This window comes from Pseudomonas sp. HLT2-19-2, from assembly GCF_054898005.1.
Map to the genome: position 1 here is coordinate 3,645,152 of NZ_CM142712.1, position 13,871 is coordinate 3,659,022.

General features: G+C 58.3%; 14 protein-coding genes and 1 pseudogene. 3 read left to right on the forward strand and 12 right to left on the reverse strand.

Annotated elements, in window-relative coordinates; translation table 11 throughout:
* The first annotated feature begins 66 nt into the window (after positions 1-66).
* Complete coding sequence (locus ACYZTU_RS17005; RefSeq protein ID WP_461964363.1) at positions 67-1,164, forward strand: polyamine ABC transporter substrate-binding protein; 1,098 nt, start codon at positions 67-69, stop codon at positions 1,162-1,164.
* 149 nt (positions 1,165-1,313) lie between these two features.
* Here the strand turns inward: ACYZTU_RS17005 and thpR are convergent, their stop codons facing one another.
* The gene (gene thpR / locus ACYZTU_RS17010; protein WP_461964365.1) at positions 1,314-1,850 is read right to left on the reverse strand and encodes an RNA 2',3'-cyclic phosphodiesterase; all 537 of its coding nucleotides are present in this window, start codon (positions 1,848-1,850) and stop codon (positions 1,314-1,316) included.
* A 60-nt stretch (positions 1,851-1,910) separates the two neighbouring features.
* Here thpR and ACYZTU_RS17015 point away from each other — a divergent pair, with 60 nt between their 5' ends.
* Positions 1,911-2,105 carry a hypothetical protein gene (locus ACYZTU_RS17015; RefSeq protein WP_449643609.1) on the forward strand — a complete coding sequence of 65 codons (195 nt, stop codon included), beginning with the start codon at positions 1,911-1,913 and terminating at the stop codon, positions 2,103-2,105.
* 13 nt (positions 2,106-2,118) lie between these two features.
* On the opposite strand, the gene ACYZTU_RS17020 is transcribed toward ACYZTU_RS17015, so the two are convergent.
* The 8 genes from ACYZTU_RS17020 to ACYZTU_RS17055 all read right to left on the reverse strand — a co-directional run bounded on the left by ACYZTU_RS17020 (position 2,119) and on the right by ACYZTU_RS17055 (position 10,777).
* A complete protein-coding gene (locus ACYZTU_RS17020; protein WP_282375844.1) occupies positions 2,119-2,472 on the reverse strand; it encodes a DUF1428 domain-containing protein in 354 nt (117 codons plus the stop codon).
* Between the two features lie 2 nt (positions 2,473-2,474).
* Positions 2,475-3,560 carry a hypothetical protein gene (locus ACYZTU_RS17025; protein WP_461964366.1) on the reverse strand — a complete coding sequence of 362 codons (1,086 nt, stop codon included), beginning with the start codon at positions 3,558-3,560 and terminating at the stop codon, positions 2,475-2,477.
* A 232-nt stretch (positions 3,561-3,792) separates the two neighbouring features.
* A complete protein-coding gene (locus tag ACYZTU_RS17030) occupies positions 3,793-4,740 on the reverse strand; it encodes an NAD-dependent epimerase/dehydratase family protein (RefSeq protein WP_461964367.1) in 948 nt (315 codons plus the stop codon).
* A gap of 3 nt (positions 4,741-4,743) precedes the next feature.
* Positions 4,744-5,859: an HlyD family secretion protein gene (locus tag ACYZTU_RS17035; RefSeq protein ID WP_461964369.1), complete on the reverse strand. Its 1,116-nt coding sequence runs from the start codon at positions 5,857-5,859 to the stop codon at positions 4,744-4,746.
* A 6-nt stretch (positions 5,860-5,865) separates the two neighbouring features.
* Positions 5,866-6,714 (reverse strand): hypothetical protein, encoded by an 849-nt coding sequence (locus tag ACYZTU_RS17040; protein WP_449643604.1) that lies wholly within the window; start codon positions 6,712-6,714, stop codon positions 5,866-5,868.
* Between the two features lies 1 nt (position 6,715).
* Positions 6,716-8,044 carry a glycosyltransferase family 2 protein gene (locus tag ACYZTU_RS17045; protein ID WP_461964370.1) on the reverse strand — a complete coding sequence of 443 codons (1,329 nt, stop codon included), beginning with the start codon at positions 8,042-8,044 and terminating at the stop codon, positions 6,716-6,718.
* A 6-nt stretch (positions 8,045-8,050) separates the two neighbouring features.
* On the reverse strand, positions 8,051-9,388 hold the full coding sequence (locus tag ACYZTU_RS17050; protein WP_461964371.1) for a TackOD1 domain-containing metal-binding protein: 1,338 nt from the start codon (positions 9,386-9,388) through the stop codon (positions 8,051-8,053).
* A gap of 498 nt (positions 9,389-9,886) precedes the next feature.
* Positions 9,887-10,777 carry a LysR family transcriptional regulator gene (locus ACYZTU_RS17055; protein ID WP_461964372.1) on the reverse strand — a complete coding sequence of 297 codons (891 nt, stop codon included), beginning with the start codon at positions 10,775-10,777 and terminating at the stop codon, positions 9,887-9,889.
* 134 nt (positions 10,778-10,911) lie between these two features.
* Here ACYZTU_RS17055 and ACYZTU_RS17060 point away from each other — a divergent pair, with 134 nt between their 5' ends.
* A complete protein-coding gene (locus ACYZTU_RS17060) occupies positions 10,912-12,342 on the forward strand; it encodes an MFS transporter (RefSeq protein ID WP_461964374.1) in 1,431 nt (476 codons plus the stop codon).
* Positions 12,343-12,355: 13 nt separating this feature from the next.
* Here the strand turns inward: ACYZTU_RS17060 and ACYZTU_RS17065 are convergent, their stop codons facing one another.
* The 3 genes and pseudogenes from ACYZTU_RS17065 to ACYZTU_RS17075 form a co-directional block, all read right to left on the reverse strand.
* Positions 12,356-12,796 carry a cupin domain-containing protein gene (locus tag ACYZTU_RS17065; RefSeq protein ID WP_461964376.1) on the reverse strand — a complete coding sequence of 147 codons (441 nt, stop codon included), beginning with the start codon at positions 12,794-12,796 and terminating at the stop codon, positions 12,356-12,358.
* 513 nt (positions 12,797-13,309) lie between these two features.
* Positions 13,310-13,438: pseudogene (locus ACYZTU_RS17070) on the reverse strand (DUF1801 domain-containing protein); the annotation flags it as partial.
* 102 nt (positions 13,439-13,540) lie between these two features.
* The gene (locus ACYZTU_RS17075; protein ID WP_461964378.1) at positions 13,541-13,777 is read right to left on the reverse strand and encodes a hypothetical protein; all 237 of its coding nucleotides are present in this window, start codon (positions 13,775-13,777) and stop codon (positions 13,541-13,543) included.
* Between the last annotated feature and the right edge of the window lie 94 nt (positions 13,778-13,871).

Below are 13,871 nucleotides of genomic sequence, written 5' to 3' on the forward strand. Positions count from 1 at the left end.
TGGCGAGGGAGCTTGCTCCCTCGCCACAGGTTTTGTGTTCTATAAAAGAGAATTGGAGTTGTACCGATGAAAATGTTTGGCAGGACTCTGCTGACACTGTCCTTATTGGGCGCGATCGCCACTGGCGCCCAGGCCAATGACAAGGTACTGCGCGTCTACAACTGGTCGGATTACATCGCCCCGGACACCGTCAAGAAGTTCGAAGACGAGACCGGCATCCGCGTGACCTACGATGTATTCGACAGTAACGAAACCCTTGAGGCACGGCTGCTCGCCGGCAAATCCGGTTACGACATCGTCGTACCGTCCAACAGTTTCCTGGCCAAGCAGATCAAGGCTGGCGTCTATCAGGAACTGGACAAGTCGAAGCTGCCGAACTGGAAAAACCTCAGCCCGGTCCTGCTGAAAAACGCCTCCGCCAGCGACCCGGATAACGGTCATGCCTTCCCGTACATGTGGGGCTCGATCGGCATCGGCTTTAACCCGGACAAGGTCAAGGAAGTACTCGGCGCCAACGCGCCGACCAACTCCTGGGACTTGCTGTTCAAACCGGAAAACGCTGAAAAACTGAAAGCCTGCGGCATCAGCTTCCTTGATTCGCCGACCGAGATGCTCCCGGCCGCCCTGCACTATCTGGGCTATCCGGTGAACTCTCAGGACAAAGCGCAGATCGCCGAAGCTGAAGCGCTGTTCATGAAAATCCGTCCTTCGGTGGCGTACTTCCATTCGTCGAAATACATCTCGGACCTGGCCAACGGCAACATCTGCGTGGCGGTCGGTTACTCCGGCGATGTGCTGCAAGCCAAGTCTCGGGCCAAGGAAGCCGGTGACACGGTAAAGATCGACTACAGCATTCCGAAAGAAGGTGCCGGCAGTTTTTATGACATGGTCGCCATCCCACGGGACGCGACGAACGTGGAAAACGCCTACCTGTTCATGAACTTCCTGATGCGCCCGGACATCATCGCCGAGATCACCAACAACATCGGCTATAGCAACGCCAACGCGGCCGCGACGCCACTGGTGGATGAAGCGATTCGGGATGATCCGGGTTTGTATCCGTCGCAGGCGGTGATGGCGACGTTGTATGCCATTCCGGACATGCCGATCGGCGTTCAGCGGGTGATGACTCGCGGGTGGACGCGGGTGAAGTTGGGCAAATAATGATTTCCGTACCCGTTGTGGGTGCGGCCCTTTTTCCGTTCACGCAGCGCCTTACCACCGCTGCACTCCTATCTGCAGAACGGCCTCACCTGGCTTCCTCGGTTCAGGTGAATTCGGGCGCCCTCGGGCGCCTTTTTTTGTGCCTGAAATTACGGTACGAGTGGCCATTCGGCCAATGCGCGATAACGACCCTTATGGGACTCGAACAAGGTGAAGTGATCAGCTCGCAGGTAAAACTCGGGCGGCGTCGCGGACTCAGGCACCGGCACTCGGTAGTCGCGCATCAAGGTCAAATGCGGACGGAATTCCTTGGGTGAATCCTCAAAGCCAAACGGCAGCATTGCCTGCTCCAAGGCATACACCAGACGAAGCAACTCCGGTGATGCCTGCTCAGGCGCAAGCACCAACACCCCTGCCCTGCGCCAGACATCCAGCCGATCAAGCGCAACCCTCAAAGGTATACCCGGCGTTCGAACATTCGCGGCGGCCGTGCAGATATCGGCAATCTGTGCCACGCCAACTGCGCCCAAAAACATCAACGTCAGGTGAAAGTTTTCCGCCGGCACCGGGCGTCCGCTCCTGAGCCCAAGTGCGCTGCGCCACTGGGCAATGGCCCGACGCTGCTCGGGTGAGCAGTTCAGGGCAAAAAACAGTCGTTTTAACGGCTCATGGGATTCGTCGCTCATACCTGGCACCTCCTGACATCCAAGTTATAGTTCATGCAAACGATTCAACGGGAGTGGGCCATGCGAGAGATCATCAGCAAGGAGCCATGGTGGGCCGTGCCACCAAAACCCGGTCAGGATGAGTCCGAGCTCGAGTGGGGCTGGCTGGTTCATTACAACGAAGGTGAGCCGCGCTTCGAGTTCGTCAAAGAGCGGCCGACGGACAGCGAGATTCGTCATCGCAAGAGTTGCAGAACCACCCCGACACCGGAGTGATCCTGCCGCTAGCTCAGGCTTTGACGATCATTTCGAAACCGCCAAAGATCAACCGCTGACCATCGAACGGCATCGGGTTGACGTCCTGCTGCATGCGCGGATCGGTCATGAGTTTTTCCATGCCGGCATCGCGGGTGGCTTTGTCCGGCCAGACGATCCAGGAAAACACCACGGTTTCGTCGTCCTTGAGTTTTACCGCCATCGGAAACGAGGTCACTTTGCCGTCTGGCACGTCGTCGCCCCAGCATTCAGCGAGGCTGAGGGCACCGCTTTCCTTGAAAATGGCAGCGGCTGTCTCGGCGTGTTTTTTGAATTTTTCGCGGTTGGCGGTGGGTACGGCTGCGATAAAGCCATCAACGTAGGACATGGTCATTCTCCTGCTGGGGGTCGAGGGTCGATCTGCTGGTTAGTCGATTCCGTCGGGCCCCAATCGACAGACCCGCTGCCCGAACTGACCGACGGTACTTCGGCGCTCCCCGCCAAATTGCCCTCTATCTGCGCCGCCATGTACAACGTTCCGGCCATCACCCCGGTCGTCGGATTTTGCACCAGTTTCATCCAGGCCTTGTCGAACGTGTTGCCCAGGCTGCTGCGAATCAGTGCCTCGCTGTCCGGCCGGTCGTTGGCCTGAATGATCGCGCGGATACCCGCCACACCCACGGAAATCAAGCCCCCGGCCAATTTCCCCGCTGCAGCGGCGACTGCACTGGCCGCGCCTCGCGGGACCATTTCGGCTTCCATCCGTTGGCTGGCACGCTTGGCCACCGGCGCCATGGCGGTGTCGGTCGAATCCACGCCTCGGTCGCCACCTGCCTTGTGGATCTTGTCGATCAGCGCCGCGTAGGCCGGCAGCGTGTTCAGCGGTTGGGTGTGCACGACCTGATACAGCGAGGCATTCCGGGCGGGCGGCGGGCCCAGGGCAATCGCGGGAATTTTCTGGATACGGCCGTTGAGCTGAGCCATCGGCACGCCGTGGCGCTGGGAGATTCGCTGCAGTTCTTCCTGAAGAATGTCCACATAGAACGCCGTTGCCAGGCCGAGAATCGCGTCGGGATCGATCTCCACCGCGACCGGCGCCAGCACGCGCTGTCGATATTGCTCCAGCAGATAGGCTGCCAGGCGCTTGGCCGAGGCATCCTGCTCGCCCTTGGCGCTGAGGGTGTACCAGCTGACCTTCATCGATAGCCATTCCTGGGTCCAGTAGCTGCTGAACCATGGAATGAAGTTCTCTTCGGTCAGTTGATAGACGCGCGTGCGCCAGTAATCCATGGCGCCGCGCGCGTAGATTTTGGTCTGCTCGGTGGCCGATTGCGATGCCGCGACAATCTCACGATCCACCCGCTGCCAGGTGCTTTGGGAAATCACCACCGGCGCCACTTCCACCGGGGCAGGCGCAGGCGTGACGCATCCCGCCAACACCACCAACACGGCGACGATCAGCGAACGCAGGTTCAAGATCGCGGTTTCCTACAGACTTGCCCGAACGGAATGTCCGGTACTCAAAGGCCTATTAATTTGAGTATAGGTGTCGGTGTTTGTTCGCTTGGGGTTGAGGGTGTTCTTTAAGAACACCCAAAAAACCGTCCATCACTTATGTCGCCTGACGGCCGTCACGCTGAGCGTATTTTCCTGGTACGTCCTGTCCGAGGAGCGCACGTCATGATGCTGGCGACTGAGCTCGCCTCTTCTACCGCCCGCCGGAATCAATACTTCTAAGCAGTTGCCCCAGGCCCTCGGAAAAACAGGTCGGAGTGCTCGGGGAGAAGCACTGAAGCAGGCGGCTGTTGTCGGCGCGCGAATGCTTGATATCACCGGAACGCGGCGCGTCGTAGTTCAACGTCAGGGGTCGCCCGAGGAGTTCACTTAACGCAGCCGCCAGATCGTTAAGACTGGTGGATCGGTTAAACCCGATGTTGACCGGTCCGATGCTCGGTTTTGACGCTTTGATCGCCTGTACCAGGACCTTTACGAGGTCCTCTATGTAGACAAAATCCCTTGTTTGCTCCCCGTCACCGTAAACCGTGATGGGGAGATTTTTTTTGGCCCTTTCGCTGAAAATACTAATGACACCGGAATAAGGCGATGAAGGGTCCTGGCGCGGTCCGTAAATATTGAAAAAACGCAGAATGACCGGTTCGAGACTGTGCTGGCGTCGATAGAAATCGAGGAAATGTTCGCTGGCCAGTTTGTCGGCGGCATACGGAGTCAGCGGATTCTTGGGCGTGTCTTCGGTAATCGCCATGCCCTCGCCATTGTTGCCATAGATCGCCGCGCTGGACGCGTAAACCACCCGTCTTACGCCAGTCTGACGCATGGCTTCACAGATATTCAGCGTACCGACGAAGTTGCTTTGGTGAGTAGCGACCGGGTCTTCGACCGACGCCTGCACCGAGGCCACCGCAGCCAGATGAACCACCGCACTGCAGTCTTTCATCGCCCGCTCCACCGTCGGCGCATCCGCGACATCCCCCACTACCAAGGTCAAATGGCATCGATCAATCGGCAGATTCGACAATTTGCCAGTAGAAAGATCGTCCAGAACCCGGACGCTATAACCGTTTTCAAGCAGTGCTTCAACAAGGTGAGAACCGATGAAACCGGCACCGCCCGTCACAAGAATTCGATCTGCAGTCATGATTTATTTACTCCCCGGTGCGGTGGTGGGTATTCGATCCATCGCAATGAAGTCCCCTAATTGCTCGATGAGTTCACGGCTGTCACTGAGCATTTGTTGCCAGTCGGTCGGAAAGCGAACATTCAACGGCAGTTGATCGATTCTCCAGCGCGGCGACAGGGGGCGATCAAACCGGGCGGCGACCTGCAAGCCCATTTCACTGGCGGCGAACGGCCCACGCAACACCGTCGGCGTGCGACCGGCGCTGTCGACGGCCTGGACAACATGGGCCGCCAACCACTCGCCATCGGGCATGCGAACGCGCAACGGCTGACCAATCGCGGCGTAGCTGATGTTCAGCGGTTCGAGATAGATCCACAGCAGGGGCTCTTCCAGCCGTTCAAGGCGTATTAACAACGTACCGGCACCGACATTTTCGCCGGGGGTGACCAATACCTCCGCAACCCGACCGCTCTGCGCAGCCTTGACCGACAACGCGGCGAGGCGCGTTTTCAACCACTGTTGCTCGGCGTTCTGTTGAATAATCTCGCGTTCAACGCTTAGCGGCGACTGACGAGCCAGTTGCTCGCGGCGCTCGAACGCCAACAGGTCCGCTTTAAAAGCGTCGAGTTCGGACTGGGCTGCCAGCACTTCTCCACGAGAGACGGCGCCTGAAACAATGAGGTCTTCAAGCACCTGCACGCGTTGCTCTGTCCTGCTCACTCGGGTCCTGAGCAACTGACGCTCCCGAGTGTCCAATTTGGTGCTGGCGGCGCGCACCGTGTTCTTCGGCATCGCGGCGAGCTGCATTAGCCGCGCACGCCATTCAGGATTGTCGAGACTGACCAACGGCTGATCGACCTGGACCTGTTCCCCGGCCATGACAAACAGTTGATCGACCCGACCGGCATCCCGCGCGCGCACCTCGAGAATCGGCAGGCGCAATTGCGCCGGCGCGTCGATCATCAGCATGCCGTAGGTCAGTTTTCCTCCCAGCCAGATCAAGGGGCTCGCGACCAGGAACAAGATCAAATACCAACGCACGCGAAACGCCATGCGCTTGCCCGGAGCGTAGAGCACACTCAAACCCTGCTCCTGAGTGGGGTTCAGTTCTTTACGACTATCGAATCGAATCTTCATGACGGCTCACCGTTTTGGAAAGTCTCGCCAGGCTTGCCAGTCAATGCCGGCAATTCCTCGTGGTTGCAGCTGTTCGCGCCAGGCACGGGTCTGGTGCTGCAACTGCTCAGTCGACGCACCGGCCCAGGATTCCGTGGCATCCAATTGCGGCTCGGTGCTTTGCGCCAGGCGAAACTGCAGATCGGGCCAGCGTTGAGCGATCTGCTCTGCCATTCGTGCGCTGTTTTGCGGGTTGCGGGTGTAGATCATCAGGCTGACCTGACGCACGCCCGCGTCGGGCAGCGCGCACGGCAGACAGGTTTTTCCGGGTTTTGCCTCGGCGAACCAGCGATGATGGCTGGAAATCTCTACCGGCCAGGGGCTCGCTGCGGAGGCCGCGCGCAAGGTGTCGAGCAAGTCCTTCAAACGCTGATCCGGGACCGGTACGCCCAGCTGCTCGACTTCCAGGTCCAGGTGCAGGCTGGCGAATGAAAGCCCCTTCAGCTTCGCCAATAAATCGGTGAGCTGATGGCGTCCCTGCGGCTCGATCCAGGCCGAATCGCCGAGCAACAGGCTGACTTGCACCCCCTCGCCTGCCGCGTCCTGCAGCAATTGCTTCAGCCGTTGGCGCGTCGTGACAAGGTCTTTCAACTGGGCGGCCTTGAGGCCAAGGTAGATCTTGCCCATCCCGGCTTCACGCAGTTGCTCAAGCTCCGCTTTACGCTGATCGGGATCGAGCAATGCTTCGCTGTCCCAGACATAGCTGGCCTGGGACCATTGGCTCGACTGCGACCCCGCCGCCTGAAGCGGCAGTGGTTGTGCGGCCATTATTGTCGTTGGCAACGACAGCGTCAGGAGCAGAAGTATCGATCGCATATCAAAACCTCGTGGCTCGTTTAAGCACCCACCACGGCGCCATCGAGGTTTCTTCATGGCCCCGACGAAATATCTCGTTGAGCATGGCCACTGCGCTCCAGCACCGCAGAAATAGCATGAACAGCGGAAAGAAAGGCACCAACAACCCCAGGATCATGTCCTTTCGAGGTCGGTCGGACACCATCAACAACATGGCGCCGAACAACAGCGTGGTGATCATCAGGTACAGCGCGTAGATCAGTACAAACAGAAACAACAGCGTCTTGCCCGGCAGAATAAATAACGCCAGCAAGGTGTAGCTGAAGATGATGAACGGCAGCACCAGCTGAAAAAAGAAGCCGCTGAGCAGGATCATCAGAAAGGTCGGCCAGCCCAATAAGTTCGGGTTAATGTTGTGGTTGTGCTTTCTGACGTACAGAAAAAACAGGTCGCCATCCCAGCGCAATCGCTGCATCAGAAACTGACTAAGCGTCGACGGTGCATCGGTGTGACCAATCGCTTCCGGCTCGAAGGGAATCCTCAAGTCATGTCGCTTGAAGTAACTTTTGATGCGCAACGTCAGGTCCAGATCCTCCGCGGTGTGTGTGTTCCAGCCACCTATTTTCACCAGAAAGCTGCGGCGGAATGCCCCGAAGGCCCCCGAGACGTTGTTGACCAGGTTCCATTCGGCCAGACCGATTTTCGACATGTGGATGGATAACAGATATTCCAGCGCCTGCATCGCGGTGACCCAGGAACCCCAGACATTGCGCACACGCAGGCTACCGGCGACCGCAGGCACCGACGGGTCCTCGAAATGGCGCACGATGGAGCTGACCATGTTGTTGTCGAAGGACGTGTCACCATCAAGCGCCATCACGATGTCACCGCTGGCAAGCGACAGACCTGCGTTCAATGACGACACCCGGCCGCCCCGCTGCCATTTGGCGATCGGGCGCAAATGACGCCTGGGGTACAACTGCGGGTCCACCTTAAAACTGCGAACGGCGCTCAGCGTCGGCTGATTCACCGTGGCCCCGTCCACCACCGGAATCATCTCAATGTGGCCGGGGTACGTCTGCTCGCACAGGCTTAACAGCGTGGTCTGAACATCCATCCCTTCGCTGTAGCAGGTAATGATGCAAGAGACCTTGGGGCGATAGACGCTGATCTTCGGTATACGAGTGCGTCGACGCGTAAACCAGCGCAATACACCCAGCAGCACCATGATCATGAGGGGCAATTCAAAGATCAGAAACAAGGGGAAAAGCATGATAAACAACCGGCTCAATCCATCCGGCCCCATGAACGCGCTGAGTGCGTTGAAGAGTTGCTCCATTAAAGGGCTCATGGCGTCTCACACCAACTCACTGGCCAGACGGGCCAGTAGTAATTCGCCATCTTCCTGCTCGAGAAGATCGTGGGGCGCCGTGATACTGACGACACGCAGTGAAATGTCACTGACCTCCGGGGCTGAAAACAACTCGGCGACCCGGCTCAAGCGTTGTTTGACGCTTTCCAGGCCCTTGCCATCGGTATGTGGAAGCATGATCCACAAGTACTCTTCCGTACTTCGAGAGCAGCGGTCGGTTTCTCTGACGGTTTCTTTCAAACGATCGGCCACACTGTCGATGAAGGCATGGCCGTGGTGTTCGCCCAAGCGAGACAACGTACTGGCCAGGTTGATGAAGCGCAGACCGATCAGTGAGAAGGCAGGCAACGGGTAGCGGCGCACGACTTGCATCTGCCAGGTCAGCAGATCATAAAAGTCCTTGCCGCCTAACAGAGTGAGTCGACCAAAGTGATGAACCGATTGATCGCCGAACTCCTGGCGGCAGCGGAAACGTCCGGCCTCGGCCAGACGGAAATCTCTGACCTCGCGTACTCGCAACTTGTCAGGCGTGTGTGACAGGCCGCAGTCCAGGCAGCGCGCCTGCACTTCGGCATCGACAAAAAACGCCTGGCATGACCGACAGCGATAATTCTCCATAGGGCGGTCGTAATCACTGCCGATATGGCGCAGCCGGTTCAAGCAGTTGGGGCACAACAACACCCCATCTTTGAGAAAGGATTCCTGTGGCCCCACGTGCCCACAGGTAAAGCAGTGCAATGAAGGCTGGCGTGAAATGTCCAGGGCCTGACATTCGGTACACACATCAATGTAATTGAGCCGGCCCGAACCACAGTCCGAACAGAGGCGAACGCGATCGACCAGAACCCCCTCCTCCAGCCAGTCCTGCTGCACCATCAAACTGAGCCAGACAAACGAATTGACCTGCTCGTTATCAGCCAGGGCGTCCAGCAGCGGATAGCGATAATGCTGAGGCACTTCCGGGTCTCGCAGGGCATAGACGTGGGCGTTGTCGCGCAACCACAACCAGGAAAGCACCCGACTTTCAAAACGCTCGGGGGCGGAGCCCTGATTGAACAGCCGGTAGCGTTCTTGCCATACCTCCCAGAGGTTTCTTATTTCGCTGGATTCGACAGGGCACGCACCGTCACCCAAGGCTTCACACCAGTCGTTCTGATCACGGCAACAAAAAATGAGGGCGTAGCGATAAAGGGGAATCGAGCGCAACTTTCGAAGCACCTGCCCGGCATAAGCCGCTGGCAGGTCCAGCAGCAAGACATCAAATGCGTGTGCAGCCAACAAGCTGCCCAAGTCGGCGAAGTGCTCAAGCTCCGGAAGATCCAAGCTTGGAACTTTATTACCGATTATCGCAATCCGTGGAGTTGGAGTCGGCATGTCGCACGGCCTCTGCGGACAGACAAGCGCGGTTAAAAGGAGTTACAAACACTACCACCGCGTCAGAAAAGCGCCAACTTTATTGTGAAGTTATTTTTTGATAGGCCGAATGCCACTATTTTGTCATTAAATTATTCGCATTCCGTCTTTAGACACGGCGCTTCAATAAGACCGAAACCCATGATTATCAAAAATAATAATTGTTAATTTTTCAAACACTTACACGCACTTATCAACTAAAACATTACCCATACGCTCACTACTTTTAATTGCCAGCAGTGACAGCGCTGGACGCAACCAAGACCGCCATCAAATTAATAGGTTCAATGGGTTTTTATATCAAATTCGCCAATCCATATAACAATATCAAACAACAAAACTGAACAGTTACACGAGTGAAACATGCAGTGTTTCATTAATGAACATTTGCTCAAACCTTGCAACTTTTTAATCAGCACAAACATCCCGAAGGCAGCTGCGCAACCAGCAATGCACAGGGTCGGCGTCCAGCCGCGGATGCCAGAGCATGGCGACGGTGAACGTCGGCAGAGACAGCGGCAGCGCAAAGCTGTGCATGCCGGTACGCAGGTTGGCGGTGTGCCGCTCGGGAACGCAGGCGATCAGGTCGGTGGCCCGGGCGAGTGCCAGCGCAGTGGAGAAGCCTGCGACGATTGTTGCTATCTGCCGCTCCAGCTCCAGGGGCTCAAGGGCCTCATCGATGGGCCCCTTGTCGAGCCCCCGCCGAGAGACACTGATGTGGCTGCCCGCCGCATAACGCGCGGGGGTTATCTCGCCTTGGCTGAGTGGATGCCCCCTTCGCACAACGCCAATAAAGCGGTCCCGGAACAAGCCCTGCGTGCGCAGCTCCGGGCCAGCGGCCTTCCCCACCACACCCGTTTCCAGATCGACCGTCCCGTCGCGCAGTGACGTGTTGTCTTTGTCGGGTTTGTGCATGAAGCGCAGCCGCACGCCTGGTGCTTGCTCGGCGACGCGCGCAATCAGGTCCGCGCCAAAATTCTCGACAAAGCCTTCACTGGTGCGCAGCGTGAACGTGCGGCTCAGCTGTTTGAGATCGGGTTGCTCGGCAGGCCGAAGGACCGCTTGTGCGTCCTGCACCAGCTGACTGACCCGCTCGCGCAGCTCCAGCGCTCGCGGGGTGGGCACCAGACCTCGTCCGGCCCTGACCAACAGCGGATCACCGGTGGTTTCACGCAATCGCGCCAGCGCCCGGCTCATCGCCGACGGGCTCAGCCGCAAGCGTTTGGCGGCGCGCGCTACGCTGCCTTCGGCGAGCAGCACATCAAGGGTGATCAGCAAGTTGAAATCGGGAGTGGACATGCATCGCCTCGCGGCAGAGTGATATGGCGTTTTACGCACGAATAAAGTGCAAAGGGTGCGCCTTCCGCCATGTTAGGCCAGGGCGTAGATTTCTGGTAGCTCCGCTTCGGGAGTGCCTAGAAATGAGGAACAGCATGAAATCAGTCAGTGCATTCGCAGAGCAAGCGCAACAGACACCGTCCGTTCGGTGGGTGTTGACCAGTCTTTCGCTGTCGATGCTGCTGTCCTCGCTGGGCACCAGTATCGCCAATGTCGGTTTGCCGACCTTGGCCCAGGTGTTCAACGCCTCCTTTCAGGAAGTGCAGTGGATCGTCCTCGCCTACCTTCTCGCCATCACCACCCTGATCGTCAGCGTCGGTCGGCTCGGTGACTTAACGGGCCGTCGGCGGCTGCTCTTGACCGGCATCGGCGTGTTCACGCTGGCGTCGGCGTTATGCGGCTTTGCGCCCACGCTCTGGATGCTGATTGGCGCCCGGGCGCTGCAAGGACTCGGTGCGGCAATCATGATGGCGCTGACTATGGCCTTTGTCAGCGAGACGGTAGCGAAGGCAAAAACCGGCAGCGCCATGGGCTTGCTCGGGACAATGTCGGCGATAGGCACCGCGATGGGGCCGTCGCTCGGAGGCCTGCTGATTGGCGGGTTCGGCTGGCGGGCGATCTTCCTCATCACCGTACCGCTGGGCTTGCTGACATGGGTGCTCGCGCATCGCTACTTGCCCGCCGATCGCCAGAAACCCAAGCCCGATCGTGCCGGCTTCGACCCGCTGGGCACACTGCTGCTGGCGTTGACACTCGCCGCTTATGCGCTGGCCATGACCTTTGGGCGAGGCAGTTTCGGCCCGCTCAACATCGCCTTGCTATTGGCGGCGGGCGTCGGCGTCGGCCTCTTTGTGTTCACCGAGGCTCGCGTCACTTCACCGTTGATTCGATTGGCGATGTTCCGTGATCCCGTGCTCAGTGGCAGCCTAGCCATGAGCCTGCTCGTTGCGACAGTAATGATGGCGACGCTCGTGGTCGGCCCCTTCTACCTCGCGCATGGACTCGGCCTCGATGCCGTTCTGGTGGGGCTGGTCTTGTCGGTCGGGCCGTTTGTCGCGGCACTGACGGGTGTGCCCGCAGGCCGTATTGCCGACCGCTTTGGCGCCCGACGCATGACCCTCGTCGGGCTCGCGGCCATGGCGACCGGATGCTTCACGCTATCGGTGCTGCCTGAGACATTCGGCATCGGTGGCTACCTCTTGCCCATGGTCGTGATCACTCTCGGCTATGCCCTGTTCCAGACAGCCAACAACACGACGGTCATGGCGGATGTTCAGCCAGACCAACGGGGCGTCATCTCCGGCATGCTCAACCTGTCGCGCAATCTGGGACTGATCACGGGTGCGTCTGCCTTGGGCGCGGTGTTCGCGCTCGCATCGGCCGCTGTCGACATTGCAACAGCGCGATCCGAAGCGGTTGCCAGCGGTATGCGAATCACCTTCGCCGTGGCGCTGGTGTTGGTCGCTGTCGCACTGGCCATCGCGCTGGGAAGCCGCGCGTTGGCAATGCGTCATAACCGCCGGTAACCCGACACGGCGTTTATTTTTCCAGCATGACCAGTGGCGTGTCTTTCTTCACAATGTACGTCGCCAGCTCCGACGCTTTGTTCGCGCCGATGTTCTTCGCGACGTGCGCAGTACCGGCGGGAATGTACAAGGAATCGCCAGCCTTGAGCGTTATCGGTGGCCGCCCCTCGAGCTGATATTCAAACGTGCCCTCAATGACGTAGGCCACTTCCACCCCCGGATGAGAATGCTTGGGGGATACCACACCCGGCTCGAAATCAACGCGAACTTGAATCACCTCACGCCCGGCGACGTCGAGATCCTGGCGCAGCAGATCGGTGCGGTGAAGACCCGCCTGCCAGCTTTTTACCGGTGGCGCCTCTTGAGCTTGAGCGAGGCCCGCAAAGGCGGTGAGTGCCGCGGCAACGGCGACGCCGAGCATGCCAGCGGAGATACGGTGATTGAATCGGGACATGGCATTTCTCCAATGAGTGCGCGGAAAGTCGCGCGCAGGTTGCCGCGGATGCGGTGGCTCTATTCAGAGGCCGCCGTGTATCGCGCAAGTGTCGAGAATGCCTTGGATTTGTATGCGAAGTTAGCTGCAGCCGCGCTGGATACGTTCCGATACAAACGGATCCTGCGCACACGAAAAAGCCCGCACAAGGCGGGCTTGGAAATCGAGTAGGTGGCCGGTGCTGGTCTCCGGCTTACAAGGTTTATCAGGACTCCCACAGAACAGTTTTGTGCTGTCCTGCTTCACACGGCATAAGGGCTGGATCTCAGCGCGGAGATCTTTCTAACCGTGTACCCTTCGGAACGCGCCCCACGTTTCCTCGCCATCCGCTTGCGCATCAGTCTGCGTCTTCACCTACAACTTCAAGAGTAGTACAAAGTCCAAAGTGCAAGGCGGGCTTTTTTAGAACGATTTTGTCCTGTGGGAAGCGTGGCAGGATTGAAAGATGCTAACGCCAGTGACGGGCCTGAAGGCTTCCAGCGAGGCGCCCTTGGCAACCGTCAGCGTCACGACCTGCTTGTACGTCTCACCAGTGCAGATTCCGGCATGCGACCATTCTGGAACCCCCCGCCAATCTTCCAGTTCCTTGATTCTCGCGTCTATCCGCTGAGAGGCCGAATCTCCTCCCTCTTCTTCTTTTGCACCGACCCTGCTCTTTCTTCATGGTGATTGTCGCCTTGTTCATGTGGGAGTCCAGAGCAGGGCTTATAGCGTTCTTTGGCTGTTACCGACGTCTTTCGCCGTTTCGATACCCCAATCCAATGCGGCCTCCATGTCCAGCAGATGTGGTTTTGGATCGTGATCTTCAAAAATGGCCGTGCCGTCCGGCCGGTACACACCGATGAACATCCCCAGCGAGCCGTCCTTCAATATCTCGGCTTTGACCTCTATCTTGCATCCGTTCGACAGCGTTTCCTTGTGGACGATATGGCGTTCAGTCATTGCTGCATTCCTCTCGTTTAAGTCCGAGTAGCGCATTTACCTATGGGCCATGTTAGCTCAGTGCGGCCCACTATAAGGCCTGCCAGGACAGCGG